This window comes from bacterium (genome assembly GCA_035529855.1).
Lineage (GTDB): Bacteria > RBG-13-66-14 > B26-G2 > WVWN01 > WVWN01 > WVWN01.
The window spans coordinates 1-26,544 of the sequence record DATKVX010000080.1 but is presented as its reverse complement, the minus strand read 5'-3'; the positions used below and the strand labels follow the sequence as shown (position 1 = coordinate 26,544).

Here is a 26,544-nt window from a genome sequence, read left to right as displayed (position 1 = left end):
AGGGCCGCGGCGATCACGGCGAGGACGATTTTAAGGAAGGGAGAAACCGTCAAGGACACGGTCCCGTCTTTCTGGCTTTGGAACATGATTACCTCCTCTCGCGGTTTTATTGAACCTTCGTACGTCTAGATTATCGCATAGCTATGCGGCCGGTTCAAGTTACTCTGGCGCCGCCGGTCGCCGTACCTTTCCCCCTTGCCGCCGCCGCCGGACGCTGTTATATTGTTCGTCGCGCCGGAAGGGCCCGGTAGTTAGCGGTTGTTCGCGGTTGGCGTGGCACGGAATAAACGCCCAAAATGGCCCCGGCAAGAAAGCAGGTTAGAGGAGCCGCTTTTTATGAACGTACGGAAGTTAATCGCGGCCTTATGTTTCGTTGCGGCTATCTTCACCCTAATCGCCGCCGCGGACGACGAAGGAGCGAAAACTATGGTCGATAGTTGTTGCGGACCCGCTGCGCCGACGTTGACGATCACCTGGGAGCGACTCGTCGAAGGCGGCGAGACCTGCCCCCGCTGCAGCGCGACCGAAGAAGAGTTGGAGAAGGCCGTCGGCCAACTCGAGGCGGCGCTCGAGCCTTTGGGGATAGCGGTCGTATTCCAAAAAGAGGAGTTGACGCTCGAGGCGTTCAAGGACGCGCCGGCGGCGTCCAACCGCATTTGGCTCAACGGCCGGTTAATGGAAGATTGGCTCGGCGGCCGAAGCGGCGCGAGCGTCTGTTGCGACGTTTGCGGCGACGAGGAGTGCCGGACCGTAGTCGTGGACGGCGAGGAACACGAGTCGGTCCCGGCGGCGTTGGTTGTAAAGGCGGGTTTGGCGGCCGCGTCCGCTTTGGCGGGGCCGCCGCGGGGCGAGGGGTGTTGTCCTTCCCCGTGAGCGTCACCGCGCCGGCATCCCTACTCAAGACGTTATAGCATAAGCTATCGAAAGGAGAGATTTATTATGGCGAAAGTTTCCGACGGCGGAACGGCCGGGTGCATATATGTACTGGGCCTTATCGGCGCCGCGGTCTACTTCATCGGCCAGGCCACCGGCTTCTGGATGGGGGTCCTCGGCTTCTTGAAGGCGCTGGTATGGCCGGCGTTCGTGGTCTACGGCCTGCTAAAATTTCTCGGCGTATAGTACGCGAAAAAGCGCGCCCGACGAGGGCGCGTTTTCGTTTCGCGGGCGGATAGTAAGCGGGCCGGGCCTTCTCGCCTTGCCCCCGCCCCTCAACTCTGCTATATTATCCCTCGCGCCGGAGTGGTGGAATTGGGAGACGCAAGGGACTCAAAATCTGATTACCGGGGATTTACTAAGTTAAGCGGTTGCAGGCCTTTACGGCGCAACCGCTTTTATTTTCAGGGAATTACGGTGGCGGGGAATTAACGGTTATTGATGGTAAATAATATCGAAGCGGTGGAATTTTAACACAAAATTAACACAAAAAACGCCCGGCGCGAACCGGGCGTTCCTTTGGAGGTACGCCGTTACCTGAAAAACGCCTTCACGCGGCCGAGGTTGGCGAGCTCGACGTTTGTTTCTGAAGCCCGCGCGTAATAATAACGATCTGTCGCGCCGTCTATGATGTATAATTGCATGTCGTAAGGGGGCGCGGTAAATGCTAAGCTACAAAAGCCCACCGGCTCTCGAATAACTGTAATAATCGGGACGTAGTCTTCATCTATGGTATGGGTTACCGCGTCGGCTACCTACATATGCGCGAAAACATAATACCCCGTAGGCCGCGACCCGGGCCCGGCGTACATACCGATGAGTGAGCCCGGCGTCCGGTCGAGTAACGCAAGTATGTTGCGCTCCGGGATCGCGACTAACAAACCCGAAGGACGGAAAAAAATAATTAGAGATCAACGCCCCTTCGGGCTCACCCCGCGAACGCGTTACGAGTTTAAATATAAATAAAGATGAACGGTTTCTTACGCTGATATTATTTAGGCTGTTTTCTATTTTTCATCCACTCCAACAAACCTTCTTTCGAGTGGGGATACAACCTCGCTTTAATTTCCATCGGTGTAGTACTAAATGATTCTATTAAATAATCTCCCGGCATATAATCTGATCTATTTAAGCGCACCTCGACCGTATGACCAATATGGCGTAATGTCACCGAATTAGCTTTTATTAAGTAATATAATTCTTCATCAGTCTCCTCGATCAAAATTTCCTTACTACACGTGTGGCATCTTAATGTGATTATAGTCCCGGATAATACATCATTCCCGTTAAATGCATCGGAAATAGTTATTTTAAGCAAATAGCTAGGTTTTTCTAAGACCTGAGTATCGGCTCGCGCTATTGTACTAAACAGAGCAACCGTTATTAATAATATTGCTATCCTTTTCATCTTAATTCCTCCTATCGGCTTTTACAGCCAAAACGCGGCCGAGGGAGGCCGGCGCGGCATTAGGGTAAGAATAAACCAGCGCCGGACGGAACCCCGGGCGCCCGCCGGTCTCCGTAATGCATTTCGACTATTTAAACTACGACCCTACCTAAACAACGCCTTCACGCGGCCGAGGGAAGCGGGGGCGACGGCGTGTTCTGTATCCTCGAAGTATTGGATGCGGTTATTGGCCATGTCGGTGGCGTAACGCGCGGCCACCGCTACTCGAACCAGTACGCGAGGCCTATCTGGCCGTAGACGACGGCGGCGTCGACCGTCGCGTCGGCCAGTATCGACCAGCCGTGGCCCACCGGGAAGTCGCCGCCCAGGCTCAGGTTAACGTTGACGCCCACGTCTTCGGCGTTGAACATCAAGTCGGGGCCGAGGCCCACGTACGCCGCCGGGCCCTCGCTCACCGGGCCTATATAATACCGAATGTTGGCGCGGATCTGATGCATGGTCGCGAAAGTAGTGTCCGCTCCCGACGTTTCGTCCTTCAACTCGAGCTGGTCGAGGCCGTAGGCCGCGAAGAGGACGAACCGCGAGTCGCGACCCAGCCGCGTCCCGAAGCCGAGCGAGCCGCCGTAGCCGATCTCGGAATCCTGTCCAAAAATCGCGAATACGGCGTCGAGCAGGGGATTCCAAATTTCGTTTACGCCGCCGGTGAGCGAGACGAAGTTCCGGTAGCCGCCGGCTCCGGCCTGCCCGACGGCCGCCACCGCCGCCAGCGCGACCGCCCACGTTAACAACGTCCGTCTCATAGACAACGCTCCTTGGTAAATATTACGTTTGCCGGGGCCCTCACGCCGCTCGGTGCGCCGGTCCCGTCGAGGCCGTAAAACCGGTCGCACGCCATTATTAAATAAGGCCGCCTTTTAATCAAGTGCCGATTTTCGCCGTTGGGAAAATTCCGCCCGCGGTGGCAGGCCCGCGCGGGGGCGCAAGGCCTTGCGCCCCTACCGGCCGGTCACGCCTCGCGGAAAAAAGGGCCGACGCGAAGGTCGGCCCGGGACAGGTATTTGTACGGGCGCACAGCGGCGCGCCCCTACAGCACCCGTTCGCGCGGCGGCCTCGCCGGCCTTATATCCCCGGCAAAAAGAACGTGGCCGCGGCCCGCAGCGTCCACTCGGGGTACGGCACGCTCAGCCGCGGGTCCTCGCGAACCTCCGGGTGCACGACGTAGTAGTATCCCTGGACGCTGGTGTTGATGGGAAGCTTGCCGAGATGGAGGAGCTTGCCGCCGCCGCCGCCCTTTCCCCTTGCCGCCGGCGCGCAACTCTGCTATATTAATCCCCCTCGAGCCGGAGTGGTGAAACAGGTAGACGCAAGGGACTCAAAATCCCTCGGAGCTTTGCTCCGTGCGGGTTCGATTCCCGCCTCCGGCACACACCAAAACCGCCCCGCTTTCGCCGCGGGGCGGTTACCTGTTACGGTCGCCCGGGACGTTCGCTAAATCCGCTGACGGCCGGCCGCCGGGCCGCCGGCGATACCCACCGCCCGGAGGCGGTAGCCCAGCGCCTGGCGCGATACCTCGAGCCGGTTGGCCAGCGCCGATATTTTTGCGGCGGGCGTGAGCTCGCTCAGCTTAAGCCAGAGCGTTTTCACTACGGCCTTCGGCATCAGGAGCGCCGCGGCGAAGCGGTTGACCTCGCGTTCCAGCGCGGCGTGCTGGTGGAAGGGGCAAAAGAAGTCGCCCTCGTGGCCGAGGACGTAGTGGCCTAATTCGTGCGCCGCGGCGAAGCGCATCCGCGGCCTGACGAGCGCGGCGTTTACGAAAATCGTCTTCGCGCTCCGTATCAGCGCGCCGTTAAGGCCCTCCTCGGCCGGGCGCCACGTCAATATTTCGACGCCTACGTACGCGGCGACGGCGCTGAGGTCCACCGGTTCGACGCGCCACCCGTCGGGACAGGTCGCTCGCCATAGCGACGCGGCTGCGAGCTCGGACCTTCGCACGCCGCTATTATACGGATGACCCCTGACAGGACGCGTCAGTTTTCGTTACGGCGAAGTGCTTCCTTCTTCCGGAGCGCCGAGTTTCCTCTTTTTGAGGATAAGGTAGAGCTTCATCTTCAGGATGTCTTGGCGCGCTTTGGAAGAGGGCCCGTCGAGCGACAGCGGCGTGCGGTCCGGCATTTCGCGCTCGATTACGGCCTCGAGCTCGCGGCCGACTACGTCCGGGATCTGGGCGAGGATATCCTCGTCGGGCCGGAGGAACTCGGGGGTATCCTCGGGCAGCTCGCCGCGGAGGAGTTGGCCCGGCGGTACGTCCAGGAAGGCGGCCATTTTGTCGAGGGTGGAACGTTTGGGGGTGCGCGTTTTACCGTTCAAAATTTGGTAGATCGCCTGGCGCGACAAATTGGTGGCCCGGGCGAGGTCGCCGGCGCTCAAGCCCCGTCGAGCCAGTATCTCCCGGAGCACGCGCGAAAAATCGTAGTCATCGTGCATAATTCTTTTACGCCCTTCCGGTTACGTAACTACGCTGTAAGTTTGTGGGTTTATAACAAAAAGTTTTTTAACGCTGGATTTTATTAGATAGAACGTAATATGTCAATTATTTTTTTACGATGTATTTATAGAATCCCGCGAGCCGCCGCTTGCCGCCGCCGGTTTTTTGGGGCGCGTACGTTCGTTTCGGAAAGAAGCGGGCCGCCAGGCCTCGGCGGCGATTTCTTTCGCGACTAACGCCGTCCGCCGGCTCGCACGCGGCGACGGCGGCGTGCCCCGGTTCGTTAGGGTGTTGCGGCGCGGATGAGCGGCCTTCCCGGCCGCGGTAGCTCGTAGTCGGGCGCCGGCTCGAACGTCATTTTGTGTACCTCGAACGAGCCGCTGCGATTCGATACGAAGGTGAGGGCGTCGCCGGCGCGGGAGAAACGGGGGTGGAGGTCGTCGCCCGGGCCCGAAGTAAGGCGTACCTTGCTCGAGCCGTCGACGTTCATGGCCCACAATTTGTACGGCCCCTCCCCAACCCTGCTCGCGTACACGACGTAGTCCCCGCCGGGCGACGGCGCCGGCATCCGGTCTTCCGCGTCGGGGTCGGTAAGGCGCCGCAGTTTGCCCCCCTTGAGGTCGGACGAAAAGACGTCCCAGTTGCCGTACCGGCTCGAGGCGAAGAAGACGCTTTCGCCTCCGGCGCCGAAGGCCGGTTCTATTTCGTCGTAGAAGGTCTCGGCGACCGGCCTTTCCCAGCGTCCTCGAGCCGTCATCGTCCACAGGTCGAAGTTTTCACCGTCGCCGGTTTTGGCTTTGCGCGAGGCAACGAGCTGGTAGCCGTTAAGGGAGAAAGCGGCCGCGGCGTACGCCCCGCCGCTTTTGGTCATCTGTGTGAATTCGCCGTGGGTGCGTTCGCAGGTCCAGATTTCATTCCCGCCGCTCCGGCCCGAGACGAAAGCGATGTGAACGCCGTCCGGCGAGCAGGCCGGCGCGACGTCCGGCGCGGCCGCGTACGAAACTTTTCGTAGTTTTTTACCCGCGGTCGTTATTTCGTAGAGGTGGTCAACTTCGTCTTCGCCGAAGCGGCCCGAAAAGATGACGTAGCGACCCGTGCCGTCGAGGCAGGCCACGGGGACGGCGCCGCTCCGTAACCCCTCCGTTAGCCTGCCCACGCGCTTTACGACGAGCTCCACCGGCTCCCCTTCCGCAGCCGGCCCGGATTCCTCGGCCGCTACGTCGTCGCGCGTCGGCACCGCGGCCTTTTCTTTTACGCCGAGTATGACCCCTCCTTCTTCCGTAACTACCAATACCGGCGGCTCGAGGTCGCTGGCCAGGCGGCGGACGGCGAGCGGCCCGGCGACCAGGATCGGTATATCTATGTAATCCGCTTCCGCCAGCTTAGCCGCCGCACCCGACGAAGCTCCTATAATTACCGGGACGACCTCGAGCTCGTCGCCCACATCGTCGGCGAGGTGTTGCAGCGGCGCCAAGGCCGCCCGGGACGCTTCTTCATTAGGGTCGAATATGAAGACGAGGGTTTTACGTTTCTTCAGGCTCAACCGGCGGAGGTTATAGAATTTGCCGTCGGAGGCCGGCAGGGTGAGGTCGGGCAAAAGCTCGCCCGCTTTGGCCCTCCCCGGTGGCCCGGGGTCGTAGCGCACCCGCAGTACTTCGGCCACCGTCAGCGGGCCCGGGACTTCGGCGAACCGCCTGACGACGTTGCCCTTGGCGGTCGTAAGTAGGACCATGGGGAGCGTACCCTCGTCGCCGAGGACTTCGGGCGGAGGGTCGCCCTCGGCCCCGACGACGGGGAAAGGCATGCCTTGGCGTAATTTGGCCAAAGTACCCTGGTCTTCGCCGTAAATCGCCGCGCACACCGCTACCGCGTCGCCCAGCTCTTCGGCCAGCGTACGCAGGAGCTGCAACTCGCCGCCCACCTTAGCGGCGCGCGGCGACGTGAGGAGTACGACCGCGGGTTTGCCGGCGATAACGTCGTCGACGGTCCGGCCGGCGCCGTCGGTCCCCCGTACGGCCTCCAGGTACGCGCCGCCGGCGTTCGCGAACGCCGCCAGTACGGCCGCCGCGAGCCCGAGCCAACCTTTTGCGCACATCGTCGCCGTTAAAATAGCACGTTACGCCGGTTTACTCAACGGCGAAAAGGGCTCGTTCGCTTCACCTTTTCTTTCCCCGCGTCTTTTTAGCGACTCGCTCTCGCACGCGACGGCCCCCGGTGCCGGGGCGGATTTGGCTTGCCCCGCCGTCGGCCCGATGTTATAAGATGTTCCCTTCGTCTTCTTCATTTCAGGAGGCTCGAGTTATGGCGATCGCGACGGTAATTATGGGCGCCGCGGGGCGCGACTTCCACAATTTCAACGTCTTCTTCCGGGATAACGAACAATACGACGTGGTCGCTTTTACGGCGACGCAGATTCCCGATATCGCGGGGCGGGCGTACCCGCCCGAGCTCGCGGGCCCCCTTTATCCCCGCGGTATTCCCATCGTGCCGGAGAAGGATTTACCGGGATTAATCGAAGACAAGGCCGTCGAGCGCGTCGTCTTCGCCTATAGCGACGTTTCGTACGAATACGTTATGCACCGCGCGGCGCTGGCAAATGCGAAGGGGGCGGACTTCGTATTAATGGGTTGGCGGCACGCGGCGCTGAAATCGTCGAAGCCCGTGGTCGCGGTATGCGCCGTGCGAACCGGCGCCGGTAAGAGCCAGACGACGCGCCGCATCGCGGAAATCCTGACCGGGGCGGGGAAGCGCGTGGCCGTGATACGCCACCCCATGCCGTACGGCGACCTCGCCCGGCAAGCGGTCCAGCGCTTTGCCGGTTACGAGGACCTCGACGCCGCGGATTGCACCATCGAAGAGCGCGAGGAGTACGAGCCCCACCTGGCGCGAGGCAACGTCGTTTTCGCCGGCATCGACTACGAGAAGATCCTGCGGGCGGCGGAGGCCGAGGCCGACTTCGTGTTGTGGGACGGCGGCAACAACGATACGCCGTTCTACGTCGCCGACCTGCATATCGTCGTCGCCGACCCGCTCCGGGCCGGGGACGAAATGAAATATTACCCCGGCGAGGCCAACTTGCGTATGGCCGACGTCGTCGTGATAAACAAGGTAGATTCCGCGAAGGCCGAGGACGTGAAAGTCGTGAGGCGCAACGTGGCCGCGGTTAACCCGGGCGCCGTCGTCGTCGAGGCCGAGTCGCCGGTCACGGTGGACGACCCCGCCGCCATCGCCGGCAAGAAGGTCCTGTGCGTCGAGGACGGGCCGACGCTGACCCACGGCGGGATGTCCTTCGGCGCGGCGGTGGTCGCGGCGAAGCGGGCGGCCGCGGCGGAGCTGGTCGACCCGCGGCCTTACCTCGTCGGCTCGTTGAAGAAGACGTTTGAGGACTACCCTCATATTGGCCCGCTGGTACCCGCGATGGGTTACGGCGACGACATGGTGGCGGACCTGGAGGCTACTATAAACGCTACGCCCGCCGACGTTGTCGTCGCCGGCACGCCCATAGACCTGGGCCGGTTGATAAAAACCGACAAACCCGTCGTCCGCGTTCGGTACGAGTTGAAGGTCGTGGGCAAACCGACGTTGGATGACGTTGTCCGCGAAAGGTTCCATCTTTAACCGCGGAGGGGCGGCGTCGCGTAATGGCTAAGGCGTTTGACGGTTACGAGTTGGCTTGCCGCGGCCCGACGGTGGTGGCGCTGGGGGGGAACGCCGTCATTAAGAAGGGCCAGCGCGGCGACATATACGAGCAGTTCGCCAACACCCGGGCGTCGCTCGAGCCGCTCGTGCCGCTCATCGCCGCGGGGGCGCCGCTCGTTTTAACCCACGGCAACGGCCCCCAGGTGGGGGACCTCTTGTTGATGGCGGAGGCCGCGCGGGGCGAAGTCCCGGAGCTGCCGCTGGGCGTTCTGGTCGCCGACAGCCAGGGCCAGATGGGATACATGTTTCAGCAGTCGCTCAAGAACCGCCTCATCCTCGGCGGCATAGGCCGCGACGTCGTTACGGTCCTGACGCAGGTCGCCGTGGCGCGCGACGACGACCGGCTGCGGCGCTTTACCAAACCCATAGGCCCGTTCTTCGACCGGGCGACGGCGGAACAGCGAATGGCCGACAAGGGCGTAGTTCTGAAAGAGGACGCGGGCCGCGGTTGGCGGCGCGTCGTACCGTCGCCCACGCCCCTGGCCATCGTCGAAATAGAGGTAATCCGCGCGCTACTCAAAGACGGCGACGTCGTTATTGCCTGCGGCGGCGGCGGCATACCGGTGTACTACGAAGAGGACGGCCGGCTGGAGGGCGTCGACGCCGTAGTGGACAAGGACCTGGCCTCCGCGGTCCTGGCCCGCGACCTGGACGCCCGGGTTTTCGTATCGGCAACCTCGGTTGAGCAAGTATTCTTGGACTTCAACAAGCCGGGGCAGCAAGCGCTCGACGTCGTAACTTCGGCCGAGGCGAAAAGGTATTTGGACGAAGGGCACTTCGGCGAGGGTTCGATGCGGCCCAAGGTGGCGGCTATCATCGCCTTTCTTGCGGGCGGCGGCGAACTGGGCGTCGTCACCACGCCCGAGCTCGTGCCGGCCGCGCTGCGGGGCGAAGCGGGGACGAGGTTCGTACCGTAAGCTTGCCTGTCGGTCCCCAGGGGGTGACGGAGTGAAGACGGCCAGGTGGTTGTTTACGTGCGCGGCCTTCGGCGCCGCGGCCGCGTTTCTCCCGTGCGCGTGCGAGGAGACGCCGACGGAGGAGCCGGCGTGGGAGCCGCCCCGGTTCCTCGGCCTGTGGGGTACCGAGGGTACCGGCGACGGCGAGTTCCTGGCGCCCACCGGCGCCGCGGTGGCGCCGGGCGGGACCGTATACGTCGCCGATTTTTCGCGCCACGACGTCCAGTATTTCACCGCGGCGGGGAGTTTCCTGGGCCGCTGGGGCGAATACGGCGACGGCGACGGCGAGTTCCAGCATCCGTGGGGTCTGGCCGCGGCGAGCGACGGTACCGTCTACGTGGCCGACAGCCACAACCACCGCGTACAATATTTTACGGCTGACGGGAATTTCCTCGGCAAATGGGGCAAGGCCGGCGGCGGCGACGGCCGGTTCGACACCCCCACCGGGATTGCCGCCGCGCCTAACGGGAACGTATACGTCGTCGAGGCGGGGGAGACGGGCCGCGTCCAATACTTCACACCCACGGGAAGTTTTTTGGGGAAATGGACCGGCCCCGAAGGCGGCGGCCTGGTGGGCGCGACGTACCTGGCGTTCGCGCCGGGCGGTAACGTCGTCTACGTGGCCGACGCCGGCAACGACCGCATACAGTTCTTCACCGCCGCCGGCGCCCCGCTAGGCGGATGGGGCGCGGAAGGGTTAGGCCCGGGCGAGTTCCGGCGGCCCAGCGGCGTCGCCGTCGAGCCCGGCGGTCGCGTCTACGTTACCGACACCGCCAACGACCGCGTTCAGGTATTCTCGCCCAAGGGAGATTTCCTGGGCAAATGGGGCGGCCGGGGGACGAACGACCGCCAGTTCTACGGCCCGGGCGGGGTCACCGCGGCTCGCGACGGGACCGTCTACGTCGTGGACCGCGGCAACGACCGGGTGGCGTATTATCGGTAGGGCCGGCGCAGGCGGGTGCAAGCGAAGGCTTCGGGCCGCCTTAGAAATAGTTGCGCCGGTACCCCCGACGTGTTAACGTTTAGCGCGGATAACAAGGAGTGGAGAAGATGAGACGCGATATAATTTGGCGTATTTCCGGCGCTTTGGCAATAACCGCGGCCGCGATAATTGCCGCGGCCTGCGAAGATACCCCCACCGAACCCGAGCCGACGGGGCCCCAGTTCGTCGGTAAGTGGGGAACCGAAGGTTCCGGTAACGGCGAATTCGAAGAACCCCACGACGTCGCGGTGGCGGCCGACGGGACGGTGTACGTCACGGACCCTGGCAACCATCGCGTTCAGTACTTCACGGCCTCGGGCTCCTTTCTGGGCAAGTGGGGCGGCAGCGGCAACGCGAACGGCGAATTCGCGGAGCCGAGCGGCATCGCCGTCGCGCCGGACGGCAAGGTTTACGTAGCCGATGGGTCTCTCTCCCGGGTGCAGTACTTCACCTCGAGCGGGAGCTTCCTCGGCAAGTGGGGCTCTTTCGGCGAAAAATTCGGCGAATTCAGGTTCCCCGACGGCGTCGCCGTAAGCGACGACGGTAGGGTTTACGTAACGGACACCGGCAATCACCGGATACAGTTCTTCTCGCCGACGGGTGATTTCCTGGGGGGCAGGGGTTTTCCTAATCCGGGCAGCGACGACGGTTTCTTCGATTCTCCCAGCGACGTGGCGCTTGCGCCCGGCGGCACCGTATACGTCGCCGATTGTTACAACCACCGCATCCAGTATTTCTCGAACGACATGCGCTTCTTCCGGGGCAAGTGGGGTACGGAGGGCGAGGGCGACCGCCAGTTCAAGTATCCCCGTAGTGTAACCATTCCGCCGGACGGGTCCGTCTACGTCTCCGAGAGCTACCGCGTACAATTTTTCGCGGAGGGAGGCGCTTTCCTGGGCAAGTGGGGTACTAAAGGGTCCGGCAACGGCGAGTTCAACCGGGCGAGGGGGACGGCCGTGTCGCCCAGCGGTTTGTTTTACGTCGCGGATTCCGCCAACCACCGGGTGCAGTACTTTAAGTGACGCGTACCCGGGCGTTGCCGCGCGGGGGCGCGTCTCCGCCGGAGCCCCGGCGCGAAGGTCTCGACTTGGAGTATAATAAAAACCCGGGCCGTCGGCCCGGGTTGTTTATTTCCCTTTGAGGCGAGCTCGTATATGCTTGTACGTAGGCGGCCGGGCGAAGGTTGCGCCGCCTATTTGACCTCGGCCTCGACTTTGGCGATGTAACGTTTAGCTTTCGCGTTTGTGGGGTCAATAGCGAGGGCGCGCTTCCAGGCTTTGAGCGCCGCCAGCGACGACCCCTTCGAGTAAAGGTCGAGCCCTTGGTAGAGGTACGCCTCGGCCAATTTGGCGCGCGCCGCGCCGTACGTCGGGTATTCGTTTACGACGTCGGCGAGTACCGTGATCGCCTGGCCCAGGGCGCCCTGCGAGAGCAGCGCGTTCCCTTGGCGATAGCGCTTCACCGCTTCGGCCGGGATTAAGGACGTCTTCACCTCGGGCTCGGTTCCGACCTCGGGTTGTTCCTCCGGGGGGAGCTTGGCTATCCGAACGGCCAGGAGGCGCCGGGCGTTTTCGAGGAGGTCCGCGGCCTCCTCGTTATCCGGGTAGGCCGCGAGGATTTCTTCGCATAATTGAATCGCTTCGAGGTAGGCGCCGCGGTCGTTCGTCGCTTGGGCCTGGGAGAGTTTTTCGGCGACGCGTTTTTCTTCCGCTACGCGGGCCGCCTCTTCGGCTTCGAGTTTGTCCACCCGCTCGAGGTATTCGGTGGCCAAAAAGTCGTCGGGCACCAGAACTAAGGCGCTGTCGAAGGCGCGGCGAGCCTGTTTCCAATCCTGGGTTTTGAGGTACTTGTCGCCCTCGGCGAGATTTACGTAGTACTCGGCCTTAACGCGGTGTTCGCGGGCGATTTCGTTGCCCGGGTCCCAATTCAAGACCGCGGCGAAGCGTTGGGCCGCCCGCTCGTAGTTGCCGGCGTCGAAATAGGCCAACCCTTCGGCGAGCCATTCTTCGAGCTGGCGGCGTTTTTCCTCCGACGTGCGGGATTCCCGGCCCGGGTTCACCGAAAACGACAGGTAGTGGTAACCGCCCAGTTCGCGGTTGAGGTAGCAGTAGTCGAAAGAGAACAAATCGGTGTTGAAGCCGAGGCCGCCGTTGGGATGGACGGTGGTGGAGCCCCGTTCGGGCCGCGAGCCCAGGACGCCGCCCCGCGCGGCGAACATCGACGAAATTAACACCTCGACGCCGACGCCTATGTCGACCGGCTCTTCGGCCGGGCCCGAGACGGCGAGCGTCAAGCGGTGGTCTCCGAAGTAACGCGCCCACGCGGCGCCCAAGTTTACGCGCAACGGCTCGCGGTAATCGCCGGTGACGGTTGCCCTCGACGCGGCGAGCAGGTTTTCGGCCGAGACCCCCAGCGTAAACGGCCCGCCGCCGACCTCGGGCGTCCGGACGTACGTACCGACGTCGCCGCCGAGCGTCTGGTAGTCGTAATCGCCTACGGGGTCGGCTTTGTGGCGGTCGTAGTTGAGCGTGGCGCCTACCGCCAGCCAACGGAACGCGCGGACGGCGTAGGCCAGGGACAGGCGGTCGTCGTGGTATAGAAAAGTACCGAGGGGGTCATTATTGACGTCGTACTGCTCGACGTCGTTTACCAGGACGGTCCCGAACCCGCCGGCGAAAGTGCCGTATTTACCCAGCGGGACGCCGCCGCCGACTATCTCCGACGAACTGTGGGGCGCGGCGAGGGCCTTGTGGGTAAAACCGAATTGCAGCGACGGGAGGTCGACGAGCGTGGCCGGGTTCGTTCCCAACGAGTAAAAGCCTGCTGCGAGCGCCGGCCCTTTTGCCAGCGCTTCAGCTCGCGCGTCGGCGAAGGCCAGGCGGTTGGCGGCGCCGGCGGCCCCCGCGGCACAGCAAGCCAACGTTAAAGCTATCCGGAGGTTTTTTAAGACTAGCGGCATGGGGCGTGCGTTTTTAGAAGACGGCGGGCGTTTTACCTATGGGCTACGGCGACGAAGGTGTCGCGGTACAACTCGCCTTGGATAGTGAGCTCGAGGACGATAACGTACGGCCCGGGCGCCACCAAATTGTCGTTATCGCCGCGGCCGTCCCATTCTTCCTCGCGCTCTCCGGGCGATTTCTTAATGCCTTCGACTAACGTGCGTACGCGGTTCCCTTCGAAGTCGTATATATAAATAGAGGCCGTCCCGCCGGAGGGGACATTGAACGCGACTTGGACGTATACCTTATTGTCGTAAAGGTAGCCGGCGAGGAACGGGTTCGGGTAAGTATGGAGGTTTAAATCGTAATCGCCGGCGGCGGCGCCGCCGACGCCAAACGCCGCGGCGAGTAGGGAAGAGTACAATAAGAAAAACTTGCTAAATTTCACGTTAGCGAAGCTACCATAAGTGTGCGCCGTTATCAATATTTTTTTGAAGTCCTCCGCCGCTCGAGCTCGCGCGCGAGAGCCGGTTAAAAAGCCGCCCGCCAGGGCGGCTCGAGTTCGCGCGAACGGCGTTAGCGGAACAGCGCTTTAACGCGCCCCAACGACGCGGGGGTTACGGCGATTTCGTCCCGTTTGAACCACTGTATGCGGTTGTTGTGGGCGTCGGCCACGAAGACGCGGTGGCCGGGATACTTGTACCAGCCCGCAACCGCAATACCGAGCGGGTAATTAAACGAGCTCACGGCCGTCCCGGTTCTTCCCCATGAACCGATAAACGAACCGACCCCGTCGAATTGCTGGACGACGTCGTTCTTGGTATCCGCGACGAAGACGTGGCCGATGTTGTCCGGCGAGCAGGCGACGCCCGCCGGGAAATCGAATCCGGACGGCGGGCTACCCAGTCTACCCCATGCCCCTATGAAGGAACCTCTTCGGGTGAAGTATTGAATCCGGTTGTTGCCCGTGTCGGCGACGTAGATGCGGGCGCTGGAGGCCGCGGCTACCCCTCTGGGGTCCCGAAATTCGCCGTTGCCGGCGCCGGCCTTACCCCATTGGCCGAGGAAGGACCCGTTGGCCGTAAAGTACTGTATGCGGTCGTTGGAGGTGTCGGCGACGTATACGTAACCGTCGGCCGTTACCGCCACGCCGCAGGGGTTTTTAAATAGCCCCTTGGTGGACCCGTACGAACCCCACATCCCCAAAAAAGAACCGTTCTTGTCAAAGTACTGGATGCGGTGGTTGGACCGGTCGGCTACATATACGTAACCGATATCGCCCGCGAGCGCTATCCCGCTGGGATAATTGAACTGCCTTTTCTCCGAGCCGAAGGAACCCCACTCGCGTACGAAGGAGGCGGTAGAACCCGTGCTCGAGACCTGGAAGTACTGGATGCGGTGGTTGTTGGTGTCGGCGACGTAGAAGTTCCCTTCGTATCCCGCTTCGGCGGTTACGCCGCTTGGGTAAAAGAATAGGCCGTCGCCTTTACCGAATGAGCCGAAGTAACCTTCGTATTCGTAGGCGGCGAAGGCTGCGGTTAGCACTATCGTTGACGCGATAACTAAGAGTGAAACGTAACGTTTCATCATTTTTCCTCCTGTCCGAGAGGCAGTAGTTGCATCCTTTCTACTACGGCCTTATTCTAATAAAAAAAGGCCGTTTGTCAACGAAAAAGGGCCGCGCGCCCGGCGCGGGAGGCGAACGCGGTCGCCCGGGGACGTTCGCGGAAGCGCACGGTTGGTAACCGCGGTACGGGTTAAGGGAGGCACGCGGGCCGCGGCGACGCCTTTTTCGGCGGCGCGGCGTTACGATAAATATATGTTGACAATTTGCGACGGGTTATTTAGAATGTTGCTGAGTTGAAGAGGAGGTACCCGGAATGCGTACTAGAATAGTAGCGTTAGCGCTGTCTTTAGCGCTTTTATCGGTAATTACTTTGAGGTGTGACGACGGCGGTACGCCGATTCCGCCCCCGGCCGACCATTACTGCTTCTACATGCCGACGGACTTGGGCAACCGGTGGGAATATAAGGTTACCGTGGAGAGTATGTTCAGCCCCCGGGACGAGTATAAATTGACGCTGGAAATAAAGGAAATCAAAAAAGATTACGAGGGTTTCCGGGACGCGTACGTTATAACGGTAACTAAAGAGGGTTACCCTCCGGAGGAAATCGTAGCGGCCCCCTACGAGGAAACGTGTTACCTCGAGCGCGTAGGGTGGGCTTTTTTAGCGGCGGACGTTATGGAGGTTGGCGAGTGGTCGCAGACGGGCCTGGTCGCCGATTTCCCGCTCGAGTACCGCCGCGACGTCGATATCAAGGCGCCGGTGCGTAAAGACAGCTTTAAATGCCGCGAGTATTCGTACGACAACGGCAACGAGTTTAAACCCGAGACGTGGCGCGAACTCTACGCCGAAAAAGTGGGCCTGGTATACTACGAAAACGATTTCAAGCAATACCGGGTCGACCCGTTCGAAATAATCGATTGGCGCTCGGTGAAGTACGAACTTACCGGTTACGAAGTAAAGGAGCACCAAGCACCGGCTTTCTAAAAACGAGACGTTTTAAACCGAAAAATTAGGCGGCCTCAAAGGCCGCCTTTTTACGTCGTGGGGACGGCGTTCTCATTCGAACAGGGCTTTGACCCGCCCCAAGGAGGCGGGGTGGACGGCGTATTCCGTATCCTCGAAATATTGGACGCGGTCGTTGTTCCGGTCGGAGACGTAGGCCCAGGCGGCCGATATGGATATATCGGCCGGGCTGTTAAACTCGCCGTTCCCGTTTCCAAACTTGCCCCATTCGCCGCCGACCTTTTTGCCGTCGGGGGTGAAGTATTGGACGCGATTATTGCCGCTGTCGACTACGAAGACGAAGCCGTTGGCCGCGACCGTAACGCTCAAGGGCCTATCGAATTCGCCCTCTCCCGACCCTTTCCTTCCCCATTTACCGAGGAAGTCGCCGCTGCGGTTGAAGTATTGGACGCGGTCGTTGAAGGTGTCGGCCACGTAGATGTTGGTATCGGGGGCAACCGCTACGCCTGTGGGGTTGGCAAATTCGCTCGCGCCGGTTCCCCATGTACCCCATAGGCCGAGGTAGGAGCCGGCGGCGGTAAAGTACTGGATGCGGTGGTTGTTGGTGTCGGCGACGTACACCCTGCCGTCGGACGCGACGGCGATTCCTCCCGGGTAGTTGAAGTAGCCGTTCCCGGAGCCCGACGAGCCCCATCTCCCGATGTAGGAGCCGGTAGCCGTAAAGTACTGCACGCGGTGGTTGCGTCGGTCCGTCACGTATACGTTGGTATCAGGAGCCACCGCGACGCCCACCGGTTCGACGAATTGGCCGCTGCCGGACCCGGGCGTGCCCCAAGAACCCCGGTAAGAACCGTTTTCCGAAAAATACTGGATGCGGTTGTTCGTGGAATCCGCAACGTACACGAACCCGAGGCTCGAGCACGCGACGCCGAAAGGGATTTGGAATTCGCCGGCGCCTGAACCGCGCGTTCCCCACTGGCCTTTATACAGCCAATCGCCCAAGGCCGTTGCCGTCAATAATAATAACGATACACATCCTAACGTCGCTAAACGTTTCATCGGCCTTTCTCCCTGGTTGAGCCTTTCGGCGGTTCTTGTGGGTCGTATATTTTACCGCGAACGCGTTTTATGTCGACGAATACCCGGCCGCGGCCGCATTAATCGCGTAACCCTCCGGGTTCGGGACAGAAGAGGTCATCGGTGTTTCATTCCCGGAGCTTGAGGTCCAACTTGTATATCCGCCGCGCGCCGGTATCCCCCAAGAAGAGGTAGGCGCCGTCCCAGGCGAGCCCCGCGGGATGCCACCCGGGGGTACAGAACTTACGGTCGACGTCGAAGCCCGTTTCGCGATGCCGGTTGAGCCACCCGTTACGCCAGTCGGCGGACCAGACGCGGTCGTCGGCCCTCGTCATTCCCCTTATAATTTCTTCCGCCGTCCCGGTGCGCCAAAAGCGCCCGGCTTTCCATCCCGCGTCGAACTCGTATACGCCGCGCGTCGCCTGGTCGAAGAGGTAGAAGTTCCCGGCGTGGAAGTACATACCGCGGACGTCGGCGAGGCCGGTGGGGAAATGCGTGAGCTCCGTCAGCCGCGGCTCGAGCGCATGCCGGTATACCTCGCCGGTCTCGGCGCACGCGACGTAGAGGTACGTCCCGTCCGTGCATAAGGCCCCGGGCGGGCCGTAACCCGGCGTCACGGAAGAGAGGACCGAGCCGTCGCCCGGGTCGAGCTTGTAGACCGTGCCGGCGCCCTCTTCGTCCGCCACCCAGATATGTCCTTCGGCGTACGCGATATCGACCAGCCCCTTGTTCGGCGTTTCGAAGCGCCGGACGACGTCGAAGTACGAGGTCCGCTTATGTACTTCGGGGGCGCTTGGGCTTGTGCCGCAACCCGCCGCCAACGCCGACGCGAACGCCGCGGCGTAAGCGAGGGCTAATTTACCCGAGCCTTTTTTCATTCGTCGGTTGCGGCGGCCGCCGATTCCACCGGGGCCGCGCTACTATCGGGGTTCGGCGTTCCCGCGGCGTCGGGTTCCGCCGGCCCGAAGTCGAAGTATTCCTCGAACTCTTCCTGCTCTTTTAACTCTTGTTCTTTCTCGAGCTGGGTTTGTTTCTTCTTTTTAGCGTCGTTGATGCCTTGCCATATCGCGACGGTCGCGATGCCGGCGATGGCTATTAGGCCGAAGATGGGAACGCCGATACCTTCCGAGGGTTCTTCTTCCGGTTGGACGGGGCCGGTGGAGGCCAAGGCCGCGGGCGCTCCCGTCGCAATAAAGCCGCCCGCGACCAGCGAAACTACCGCGCCGTACGCCAAGGCTTTTTTTAATTTAAACATGGGGTGCCGCCTTTCTCACTATTAGCTCTTTTTGGTATATACCTAATTTTACCACCGGGGCCGAACGGTGTCAAAAGATATTTTGGCCTTACTCCGGCCTTGTGCCTCGGCCCCCGTTCTATTATAATGCGCAACAACTAAAGGGGTGTTTGGATGAGGCTTCCGTGGACGCCGCCCCGCGACAAGGAATTCGACGTGGTCGGAATGGGCTGCGCGGCGATGGACGTCGTCGCCGTCGTGGAGCGGCTGCCGGCGCTGGACGAGAAAATCCACGCGCTGGAGATGGACCGCCACGGCGGCGGCCCGGTCGGGACGGCCCTTGCCGTCGTGGCGCGGATGGGTTTTAAGGCCGCGTTCGCCGGCCAGGTGGGCGACGACTTCGCCGGCGAGTTCATAATAGACGAGTTCAGGCGCGCCGGCGTCGACCTGCGCGGCGAAGTCGTGCATCCGCACACGCAATCGCAGATCTCCCTCGTGCTCGTGGATAAGGCGACCGGGAAGCGCACCGTCGTCTCGGGCCGGGGCGAGCTCGCCGACGCGACGTGCGACCGCCTCCGCCACGAAATGTCCCGCAAAGGCAAAATCCTCCACGTCGACGGCTACGATATGGACGCGGCCATCTGCTTCGCCGACGAGTGTAAGATGGCGGGGGGCGCGGTGGTCTACGACGCCGGCTCCGTCAAGGAGGGCTCGCTCGAGATGCTGGCTCGAGCCGACGTCGCCGTCGTGAGCCGCGCCTTCGCCGAGAAGATGTTCGGCCACCGCGACTGGGAGGCGGCGTGCCGCGCCCTGCTCGAGACGGGCCCCTCCTACACCGGCGTGACGCTAGGCGAGCAGGGCGCCGCCGGCCTGGACGGCGAGGAGTTCTTCGAGGTCCCGGCCTTTCCGGTGGACCCGGTGGTCGATACCACCGGCGCGGGCGACGTCTTCCACGGCGCGCTGGACGTCGCCGTCCTCAAGGGTTGGGACTTCCGAACCTGCATGACCTTCGCCTCGGCGGTGGCGGCGATGAAGTGCCGCCGGCTGGGCGGCCGCGCCGGCATCCCGACCTTCGACGAAGCGACGGCGTTTCTTAAGGACGCGGGTGGCGGTTTTAGACGAGGGTTGAACGACGGATAACCGGCAGGTAATGGCCTTAATCGTACTCATCTCGGCCCGTAAAGGACGCTGAGGTACGGCATGGCGGAACAAGATTGGCTCGAGGTCCCGGTCTTCATCCACGGCATCACGTCCGAGCGTGAGCCCGCCTCCCATACCTCGAGCTACTTCGCTTTCCTGCGCCTCGTGAACGAGGCGCTGGCGGCGCGCGGTAAAAAGGTCATCGACGCGCAGCCCATAATGGTGGAGTGGGGGTGGGAGGCGTCGCTGGGGAAGGATAAGTACCTGGCCGAGGCGGAGCGGCTCGTCGCCCGGGAGGCGCTGACGCTGACGGCTAAGCGCCGCGGCCTTAAGCTCAACCCGCTCCGCCGCTTCACCGACGGCGCCCGGGAGGCTTTCCTTTACGGCTTCGCCGATATGTTTTACTATATATCCAAGGAAGGCGGCCGCGCCGTACGCGATAATGTCTTCGCGCACCTCACCGGCGAGATACGCGATTTGAAGAGGAGCGGCGACGGCGGCTCTCCGAGAATATCGCTGACCTTCATCGCCCACAGCGCCGGCGCCGTAATTGCGCACGACTTTCTGTATCGCCTCTTCGGGTGGGGCGCGCAGCCGCTCTTCGGCCTGACGTTTAACAAGACCCGCCGGCTGGCGCGCCGCAAGAGGCTCCGCGTACGCCGGTTTTACACGCTGGGTGCGCCCGTCGCCCCCTTCATCTTCCGCTCGGAGGCGCTGATAGAGAAAATTCTCCGCCGCGAGAGGATGAACGCCGCGGTCGTCGGCTTAAACGCCGACGAGGGCCTGGGCAACCCGCGCTGGGTGAACTTCTGGGACGACGACGACCTCGTCGCGTACCCGGTGGCGTTTTTATACGAGAAGGTGGACGGCGAGCGCGTCGTCGTCGACCGGTGCGTCGACTTACGCGCGAATTTCCCGGCGGTCCATTCCGCGTATTGGCGCTCGCCGGAAATAGCCGACTACGTCGGCGAGACTTTTTGACGGACCTTTCGGTGGGAGAGGATGCACGCCAAAGTCATTTCAGCGGGCCTGTTAGGCATCGACGCTTATAAAGTGGAGGTGGAGGTGGACGCGGGCCGCGGCGTCCAGAACCTCTTCGCCGTCGTCGGCCTGCCGGACGCCGCGGTCAAAGAGTCCCGCGACCGCGTCCAGGCCGCGCTCAAGAACTCGGGCCTCCCCGTGGGCTGGAGGAAGTGGACCGTGAACCTCGCGCCCGCCGACATCCGCAAAGAGGGCCCCTCCTTCGACCTGCCCATCGCGCTGGGGATGCTCGCCGCCGACGAGAAGCTGGAGTTCGCCCGCGACGGCGACTACCTGGTGGTGGGGGAGCTGGCGCTGGACGGCGCGGTCAGGCCGGTGCGGGGGGCGCTGCCGGTCGCGGTGTGCGCCCGTGATTTGGGGTGCCGCGGCGTGGTGGTCCCGGCGGCCAACGCCAACGAGGCCGCGGTGGTGGAGGGCGTCGACGTCATACCGGTCGAGTCGCTCAAGGAAGCGGCGGAGTTCCTGGCCGGCGACGGCGACGTAGCGCCGCGGCGGGTGGACCTGGGTGCGACTTTCGACACCGCCCGGGTGTACGTGGCCGACTTCGCGGACGTCAAGGGCCAGGAGCACGCCAAGCGCGCGTTGGAGGTGGCCGCGGCCGGGGGCCACAACGTCCTGATGCTCGGGCCGCCCGGCTCCGGCAAGACCATGCTCGCGAAGCGCCTCCCGACGATAATACCGGATATGTCGCTGGAGGAGGCGCTCGAGACGACGAAGGTCCACTCCGTCGCGGGCTTGCTGCCCAAGGAGCGGGCGCTGGTCGCGGCCCGGCCGTTCCGCTCGCCGCACCACACCGTGTCCGAGGCGGGGTTGGTGGGAGGCGGCTCCATCCCCCGGCCGGGGGAGGTCTCGCTGGCGCACAACGGCGTACTATTCCTGGACGAGCTGCCCGAGTTTCGGCGGCCCGCGCTGGAAGTCCTGCGCCAGCCGCTGGAGGACGGCGTCGTCACGATATCGCGGGCCAAGATGTCGCTGTCGTTCCCGTCGCGCTTCATGCTGGCGGCGGCGATGAACCCGTGCCCGTGCGGTTGGCTGGGCTCGCCGTCGCGGCGGTGCCGCTGCTCGCACCACCAAATCGCAAACTACCTCAACCGCATATCGGGGCCGCTGCTGGACCGCATCGACATCCACCTCGAAGTCCCGGCGGTGCGCTACAAGGAGCTGACCGACGAGCGGCGGGGCGAACCTTCGGCGCTGATAAGGGAGCGCGTCAACCGCGCGCGGGAGGTCCAGCGGCGGCGCTTCGCGGGCCGGAACATCCACTGCAACGCGCAGATGACGACGCGCGAAGTCGAACGCTGGTGCCGGCCCGACGACGAGGGCGAGAACTTGATACGCACCGCCATAGAGAAGCTGGGCCTGACGGCGCGGGCGTACCATCGCGTCCTCAAGCTCGCGCGCACCATCGCGGACCTCGCCGGCGACGAGGCGCTGGCGGCGGGCCACGTCTCGGAGGCCATCCAGTACCGCACCCTCGACCGCCAGGCGTGGTCCTAAGACGAGGTAAACCGGAACGGTTATCCCAATAATAGGTTGCAGGAAGAAACGTGGTTCTTAATCTCGTAGGCGTCGCCTGGGACGGGACCTACGTCCGCTGCAGCAGCATAAGCGCGCCCAAGTACTGTTTCCAAATGACGATAGGCGGAGTTCCTGGCCGGCGACGGCGACGTCGAGCCCTGGCGCGTCGACCTGGCGTCGGTCTTCGATACCGGCCGCCACGATAGCGAGGTTAGTTAGCTTGTAGTTTTTCATTTAGCTTAACCCCCCGTGCGGAGGGCGGCACCGCACCGTTACCGCCGTTTGGTAACGGTGAAATTCGGCTCCCTCATAAAGCTACTTCGCTAAAAGAAAAGGACAAAATTTTTTTCTTGACACGCTGGTAATTCGTTGGTAGGGTCCTGGACGTCCCCTGCTGCCGGCCGGGAGTGCGGGGGGCGAAGCCGAGAAGTAAAACGTTTCACTTAACCACGGAGTAAAGGAGGTACGACATGAAGACGGCATTATTCGTAACCGCGGCTCTTTTGGTCGCTATAGCGGTACAGGCGTACGCCTTCGGTAGCCTGGTGTCCTCGTTCCACGCTCCCGGTGATTTCCCGAACGGCGTAGGATATCGGGCGGCCAACTTGTATATCGGCACGAATACGCCCGATATGTGTTGGCGTACGACTACCACCGGGTCCATCGTGCGCTCGCATACTTCGCCGACCACGGATACGATGGGCGTCGCCGCGGGCGTAATAGGGAGCACCGGTTTTTATTGGGTCGCGAGCCACGACCCCCGCATGATCTACCAGGTAGGCTTCAACTCGGGCTCCATTTACCACTCGTTCTCGGTACCCAGCACGTATCCCTACGGCGTCGCTTTCCGCAGTGCTTCGTATATATATCATACGGATTCCGGGACGGCACCGCGCCTTTACCTCATGCACCCCACGAACGGTTCTGTATACGCCTCGTACACGCTGAGCTTCGACCCTAACGACGTCGCGTACGACGCGACCGGGTACCTGTGGATCGTAGATTCCGCACGTATCGTCCGGAAGTGCACGCTCACCGGTTCTACGGTGGATTCGTTCTCGGTCTCCAGTTACGGTTACCCCTCGGGCTGTGCCTTCGACGGTACCTACGTCTGGGTAGGCTTCAACGCGCCCCTACATTCCATCCTGCAATTCACCACCACCGGCTCCGGGGTAACGCCTACATCGCTGGGTAAGGTCAAGGCCCTTTTCCGTTAGTACCTCCGTACACGGTGGGGGCCGAGACTAGTTGTTGGTCATCCAAACCGTACCTCCTTACGTTCTTCCGCGCTAAGCGGAGACGGCTTTTCGGTTCGGTTCCCTCGTTGATCCGGTTTGGTAGTTTACCGACGACCCTCGGCCCCGCCGCTGCTCGAGGCACCAGGTCCAGACGTACCTCAGCCGGATATCCGGGCCGCTGCTGGACCGCGTCGACATCCACCTCGAAGTCCCGGCGGTGCGCTACAAGGAGCTGACCGACGAGCGGCGGGGCGAGCCTTCCGCGGCGATACGGGCTCGCGTGAACGACGCCCGCGACGTTCAACGGCGCCGCTTCGCCGGCCAGCGTATTTACGGCAACGCGCAAATGACGACGCGCGACGTCGAGCGGTGGTGTATGCCGGATAAGGAGGGGGAGAATCTGATACGCACCGCCATCGAGAAGTTGGGCCTGACGGCCCGGGCGTACCACCGCGTCCTCAAGCTCGCCCGGACCATCGCCGACCTGGCCGGTGAGGAGGCCGTGGCGGCGGCTCACGTCTCCGAGGCCATCCAGTATCGCACCCTCGACCGCCAGGCGTGGTCCTAGGACGAGGTAAACCGGAACGGTTATCGTAAAACAAGGGGGTAAGAAGAAATGACTATAAGGCTAATTATCGTAGTAACCGTTGCGCTGGGGGCGGCGAATTTCGCGGGCGCGACCGGCGGCTCGGTCGTCGCGTCGTTCCGCTCGCCGCACGCCTCGGGCGTGCCCCGGGGGATGGCGTACAGTACGCACCATACGCGCCTCTATCACGTTTCGAACACGACGAACACGATATACGCTACCAACACCGACGGCTCGGTGGTGAAGTCGTTCCCCTGTCCCGCGGACACCCGGGACGTCGAGGGCGGCCAACATTACTTCTGGACCTGCACCTATTCCGCCACCGGCGTCATTTACAGGATAAACACGACGGGGAGCGTCGAGGCGTCGTTCCCGGCGCCGGCGAACGCGACCGGCATCACCCGCGACGCGACGCACCTGTGGGTTTCGTCGTCGACGACCAACTACGTTTACAGGATGACCACCGTCGGCTCAGTTGTCGCGTCCTTCGCGGCGCCGGCGGACGATACCGCCGGCCTGGACTGGGACGGCCGGTACCTGTGGCTGGCCGATGCCGCCGCGGCCGACTCGACGGTTTACCGGCTCACCACCACGGGCTCCGTGGTGTGGCAATGCAAGGCGCCGGCGGGGCGGGCGTACGGCGTCGCCTTCGACGGCACGTACGTCTGGTACGGCAGCATGGCCAACCCCAAGTACTGCTTCCGGATGACTATAAGCGGGGTCGCGGTCGAGCCGGCGTCCCTCGGCAAGGTCAAGGCGTTGTTTAGGTAGCGCGAGTTAGCTACCCGCTAATAAGGGAGCCGCGAGGCTCCCTTTTTCTTTTGTTACAGGTCGCCCGGAGTTGAAATAATTGCTTGGGAAATGGCTAGAAAGAAAAGGTTGACAGCAATCCCGCGGGGTTGTATTATTCGTAGAAGTAGGAACTTAGGGATAGATATCTAAATCATAGGAGGTTGGAAATGCGCAAATGGGCTTTGACCACAGCGTGTGTATTTCTGGTAGCGGGAACGGCTTTCGGCGCCGGGTCGATCATATCCTCCTTCCGGTCGCCTGCCGCCAGCCCTATAGGGATGTGTTATCAAGGCGGCTACCTCTACCATATGAACCACCCCGCGGGTGTAATATACCAAACCACGACTACGGGCTCCATCATCAGGAGTATAACCGGCCCCGCCAGCGGCATAGGCGTCCATTTCACCGGCTCTTACTTTTGGGTTTCCACCTATTCGCCGAGTATGATTTATCGCCTAAGCTCGAGCGGGAGCATTCTACAATCGTTCACCGGTCCGGCGGCGGGCTACGGCATCACCACAAACGGTACGTATCTCTGGTATTCGTCGGCCCGCAGCGGGAACATGGTTTGGCAATTGACTACGGCCGGGTCGGTCATTAGGTCCTTTGCGGGCCCGGGTAGTTTTAACGGCGGCCTGGATTGGGATTCGCGCGGCAACTTGTGGCTCGCCAACTGGCCCAGCTCGGGCGGTGGCGTTTTCCGCCTAACGACTACCGGTTCTGTCGTGGAATCGTACTCGGGCGTGGGGCGGCCTTCGGGTTGCGCCTGGGACGGCAGCTACGTATGGTATTGCGACTACAACGGCAAGTACGTATACCAGATGGACACCGTTATAACGTCGGTTCTACCCGAGTCCCTCGGCAGGATAAAGTCTATCTACCGGTAATAACTGAACGGTAAATTTCGAGAAAAGGGAGCCCTCGCGGCTCCCTTTTTTAGTACCGCATATTTCGGAAAAGGGCGGGGCTTCGGGCCGGGCGGCGACGAGGAGGGGGATTTTCACGGGAAGACATCCGGGGCGTAATATAATAGAATGCTTACCGGAGAGAGAGGTTTGGTTTTCATTTCTATAATATCGTATGAAAAGGTCGAGCCGGCGTCCTTCGGCAAGGTCAAGGCGTTGTTTAGGTAGCACACGCTACTCCGACGCTTAAAGGGGAGCCGCCGGGCTCCCTTTTTCGTATTTGGGCGAAATTTTTTTCCGCCAAATTATTGATATTCAAGGGTTTAGGCCACTTCCTTTTGACGGCGGCGGCTTAGCGTGCTATAATTATTAAAGGAAACTAGTAAGTGTAAGGCGGTGAGAGCCTATGGTGAAACCATATCCGGCAATAGCGTTGTCGATAACCGTGCTGGCGAGCGCGGCCGCCGCCACCGGCGGTTCGATTATCCGCTCGTTCGAGTCGCCCTGCAACGACTGCACCGACGGCATCGACTACCGCGGCGGGTACGTATACCACGCCAACTTCAACGGCCCGTGCGAGGTCCTGAAGACCACTACCGCCGGCTCGCTGGTAGCGTCGCTCAAAGACCCCCCGTACGCGGTGGGAATAGATTTTACGGGGGTCGTGTATTGGGCGTACACCTTCTGGCCTTCGGTCCCGCGCGACCGGATATATCGCCTGAATCGGGACGGCAGCGTCGTCGCGAGCTTCGCCGCGCCCTCCCACGGCTACGGCGTCACGTACGACGGCGAGTATCTTTGGTATTCCACGGCCGGCAGCCACTATTGGAATTACGTATACGAGTTGACGACGACCGGCTCCGTGGTCTCCTCCTTCCAGGCGCCGTACGGCAAAGGTTACTTGAATAAAGACATCGACTGGGGCGGCGGCTACTTGTGGCTGGCGCAGTCGAGCAGCGCCGGCGGCCTGATATACCAGATGACGACCACGGGCTCGGTCGTGTATTCCATATTTTTACAGGGCCGCCAGCCGACCGGCGTGGCGTGGGACGGCAAGCACGTCTGGTTCGCCGACGGCGG

General features: G+C 62.2%; 26 protein-coding genes, 1 tRNA gene and 1 pseudogene. 17 read left to right on the top strand and 11 right to left on the bottom strand.

Annotated features, from left to right (window positions below; all coding sequences use genetic code 11):
* The first annotated feature begins 336 nt into the window (after positions 1 to 336).
* The gene (locus tag VMX79_08895; GenBank protein HUV87215.1) at positions 337 to 873 is read left to right on the top strand and encodes a DUF2703 domain-containing protein; all 537 of its coding nucleotides are present in this window, start codon (positions 337 to 339) and stop codon (positions 871 to 873) included.
* A 66-nt stretch (positions 874 to 939) separates the two neighbouring features.
* Positions 940 to 1,119, top strand: a complete 180-nt coding sequence (locus VMX79_08890) for a hypothetical protein (protein ID HUV87214.1) — start codon at positions 940 to 942, stop codon at positions 1,117 to 1,119.
* An 805-nt stretch (positions 1,120 to 1,924) separates the two neighbouring features.
* On the opposite strand, the gene VMX79_08885 is transcribed toward VMX79_08890, so the two are convergent.
* Positions 1,925 to 2,341 carry a hypothetical protein gene (locus tag VMX79_08885; GenBank protein ID HUV87213.1) on the bottom strand — a complete coding sequence of 139 codons (417 nt, stop codon included), beginning with the start codon at positions 2,339 to 2,341 and terminating at the stop codon, positions 1,925 to 1,927.
* 260 nt (positions 2,342 to 2,601) lie between these two features.
* Positions 2,602 to 3,141 carry a hypothetical protein gene (locus VMX79_08880; GenBank protein ID HUV87212.1) on the bottom strand — a complete coding sequence of 180 codons (540 nt, stop codon included), beginning with the start codon at positions 3,139 to 3,141 and terminating at the stop codon, positions 2,602 to 2,604.
* Between the two features lie 539 nt (positions 3,142 to 3,680).
* Here VMX79_08880 and VMX79_08875 point away from each other — a divergent pair.
* A tRNA-Leu gene (locus VMX79_08875) sits at positions 3,681 to 3,765 on the top strand.
* A 64-nt stretch (positions 3,766 to 3,829) separates the two neighbouring features.
* On the opposite strand, the gene VMX79_08870 is transcribed toward VMX79_08875, so the two are convergent.
* The 3 genes from VMX79_08870 to VMX79_08860 all read right to left on the bottom strand — a co-directional run bounded on the left by VMX79_08870 (position 3,830) and on the right by VMX79_08860 (position 6,921).
* Complete coding sequence (locus VMX79_08870; protein HUV87211.1) at positions 3,830 to 4,333, bottom strand: ImmA/IrrE family metallo-endopeptidase; 504 nt, start codon at positions 4,331 to 4,333, stop codon at positions 3,830 to 3,832.
* 45 nt (positions 4,334 to 4,378) lie between these two features.
* Positions 4,379 to 4,825 (bottom strand): helix-turn-helix transcriptional regulator, encoded by a 447-nt coding sequence (locus tag VMX79_08865; protein ID HUV87210.1) that lies wholly within the window; start codon positions 4,823 to 4,825, stop codon positions 4,379 to 4,381.
* A 284-nt stretch (positions 4,826 to 5,109) separates the two neighbouring features.
* Positions 5,110 to 6,921 carry a hypothetical protein gene (locus VMX79_08860; GenBank protein ID HUV87209.1) on the bottom strand — a complete coding sequence of 604 codons (1,812 nt, stop codon included), beginning with the start codon at positions 6,919 to 6,921 and terminating at the stop codon, positions 5,110 to 5,112.
* Between the two features lie 206 nt (positions 6,922 to 7,127).
* Between VMX79_08860 and VMX79_08855 the strand changes: the two genes are divergently transcribed.
* The 4 genes from VMX79_08855 to VMX79_08840 all read left to right on the top strand — a co-directional run bounded on the left by VMX79_08855 (position 7,128) and on the right by VMX79_08840 (position 11,485).
* Positions 7,128 to 8,444, top strand: a complete 1,317-nt coding sequence (locus VMX79_08855; GenBank protein ID HUV87208.1) for a cyclic 2,3-diphosphoglycerate synthase — start codon at positions 7,128 to 7,130, stop codon at positions 8,442 to 8,444.
* Positions 8,445 to 8,467: 23 nt separating this feature from the next.
* Positions 8,468 to 9,442 (top strand): carbamate kinase, encoded by a 975-nt coding sequence (locus VMX79_08850; GenBank protein HUV87207.1) that lies wholly within the window; start codon positions 8,468 to 8,470, stop codon positions 9,440 to 9,442.
* A 31-nt stretch (positions 9,443 to 9,473) separates the two neighbouring features.
* Positions 9,474 to 10,424: a 6-bladed beta-propeller gene (locus VMX79_08845; protein ID HUV87206.1), complete on the top strand. Its 951-nt coding sequence runs from the start codon at positions 9,474 to 9,476 to the stop codon at positions 10,422 to 10,424.
* Positions 10,425 to 10,531: 107 nt separating this feature from the next.
* A complete protein-coding gene (locus VMX79_08840; GenBank protein HUV87205.1) occupies positions 10,532 to 11,485 on the top strand; it encodes an SMP-30/gluconolactonase/LRE family protein in 954 nt (317 codons plus the stop codon).
* Positions 11,486 to 11,655: 170 nt separating this feature from the next.
* Here VMX79_08840 and VMX79_08835 read toward each other — a convergent pair whose 3' ends face one another.
* The 3 genes from VMX79_08835 to VMX79_08825 all read right to left on the bottom strand — a co-directional run bounded on the left by VMX79_08835 (position 11,656) and on the right by VMX79_08825 (position 14,992).
* Complete coding sequence (locus VMX79_08835; protein ID HUV87204.1) at positions 11,656 to 13,422, bottom strand: tetratricopeptide repeat protein; 1,767 nt, start codon at positions 13,420 to 13,422, stop codon at positions 11,656 to 11,658.
* A 32-nt stretch (positions 13,423 to 13,454) separates the two neighbouring features.
* The gene (locus tag VMX79_08830) at positions 13,455 to 13,850 is read right to left on the bottom strand and encodes a FlgD immunoglobulin-like domain containing protein (protein ID HUV87203.1); all 396 of its coding nucleotides are present in this window, start codon (positions 13,848 to 13,850) and stop codon (positions 13,455 to 13,457) included.
* Between the two features lie 128 nt (positions 13,851 to 13,978).
* Positions 13,979 to 14,992, bottom strand: a complete 1,014-nt coding sequence (locus VMX79_08825) for a 6-bladed beta-propeller (protein HUV87202.1) — start codon at positions 14,990 to 14,992, stop codon at positions 13,979 to 13,981.
* 290 nt (positions 14,993 to 15,282) lie between these two features.
* Between VMX79_08825 and VMX79_08820 the strand changes: the two genes are divergently transcribed.
* Complete coding sequence (locus VMX79_08820) at positions 15,283 to 15,954, top strand: hypothetical protein (GenBank protein HUV87201.1); 672 nt, start codon at positions 15,283 to 15,285, stop codon at positions 15,952 to 15,954.
* A 72-nt stretch (positions 15,955 to 16,026) separates the two neighbouring features.
* On the opposite strand, the gene VMX79_08815 is transcribed toward VMX79_08820, so the two are convergent.
* The 3 genes from VMX79_08815 to VMX79_08805 form a co-directional block, all read right to left on the bottom strand.
* Positions 16,027 to 16,992, bottom strand: coding sequence for a 6-bladed beta-propeller (locus VMX79_08815; GenBank protein HUV87200.1), 966 nt, complete (start codon positions 16,990 to 16,992; stop codon positions 16,027 to 16,029).
* Between the two features lie 146 nt (positions 16,993 to 17,138).
* Positions 17,139 to 17,888: a hypothetical protein gene (locus tag VMX79_08810; GenBank protein ID HUV87199.1), complete on the bottom strand. Its 750-nt coding sequence runs from the start codon at positions 17,886 to 17,888 to the stop codon at positions 17,139 to 17,141.
* On the bottom strand, positions 17,885 to 18,265 hold the full coding sequence (locus VMX79_08805) for a hypothetical protein (GenBank protein HUV87198.1): 381 nt from the start codon (positions 18,263 to 18,265) through the stop codon (positions 17,885 to 17,887). The genes VMX79_08810 and VMX79_08805 overlap by 4 nt, the downstream gene beginning before the upstream one ends.
* A gap of 153 nt (positions 18,266 to 18,418) precedes the next feature.
* Here VMX79_08805 and VMX79_08800 point away from each other — a divergent pair, with 153 nt between their 5' ends.
* From VMX79_08800 to VMX79_08760, 9 genes and pseudogenes are all read left to right on the top strand, one after another.
* A complete protein-coding gene (locus tag VMX79_08800) occupies positions 18,419 to 19,384 on the top strand; it encodes a PfkB family carbohydrate kinase (GenBank protein HUV87197.1) in 966 nt (321 codons plus the stop codon).
* A gap of 60 nt (positions 19,385 to 19,444) precedes the next feature.
* Positions 19,445 to 20,365 carry a hypothetical protein gene (locus VMX79_08795; GenBank protein HUV87196.1) on the top strand — a complete coding sequence of 307 codons (921 nt, stop codon included), beginning with the start codon at positions 19,445 to 19,447 and terminating at the stop codon, positions 20,363 to 20,365.
* Between the two features lie 21 nt (positions 20,366 to 20,386).
* Positions 20,387 to 21,922: a YifB family Mg chelatase-like AAA ATPase gene (locus VMX79_08790; protein ID HUV87195.1), complete on the top strand. Its 1,536-nt coding sequence runs from the start codon at positions 20,387 to 20,389 to the stop codon at positions 21,920 to 21,922.
* Between the two features lie 491 nt (positions 21,923 to 22,413).
* The gene (locus VMX79_08785; protein ID HUV87194.1) at positions 22,414 to 23,160 is read left to right on the top strand and encodes a hypothetical protein; all 747 of its coding nucleotides are present in this window, start codon (positions 22,414 to 22,416) and stop codon (positions 23,158 to 23,160) included.
* A 151-nt stretch (positions 23,161 to 23,311) separates the two neighbouring features.
* Positions 23,312 to 23,401: pseudogene (locus VMX79_08780) on the top strand (ATP-binding protein).
* Positions 23,399 to 23,749, top strand: a complete 351-nt coding sequence (locus tag VMX79_08775) for a hypothetical protein (protein HUV87193.1) — start codon at positions 23,399 to 23,401, stop codon at positions 23,747 to 23,749. Before VMX79_08780 ends, VMX79_08775 begins: the two are co-directional and overlap by 3 nt.
* Before the next feature lie 48 nt (positions 23,750 to 23,797).
* A complete protein-coding gene (locus VMX79_08770) occupies positions 23,798 to 24,538 on the top strand; it encodes a hypothetical protein (GenBank protein ID HUV87192.1) in 741 nt (246 codons plus the stop codon).
* A gap of 188 nt (positions 24,539 to 24,726) precedes the next feature.
* Complete coding sequence (locus VMX79_08765; GenBank protein ID HUV87191.1) at positions 24,727 to 25,446, top strand: hypothetical protein; 720 nt, start codon at positions 24,727 to 24,729, stop codon at positions 25,444 to 25,446.
* A 424-nt stretch (positions 25,447 to 25,870) separates the two neighbouring features.
* On the top strand, positions 25,871 to 26,544 hold a 674-nt coding region (locus VMX79_08760; GenBank protein HUV87190.1), incomplete at its 3' end, for a hypothetical protein.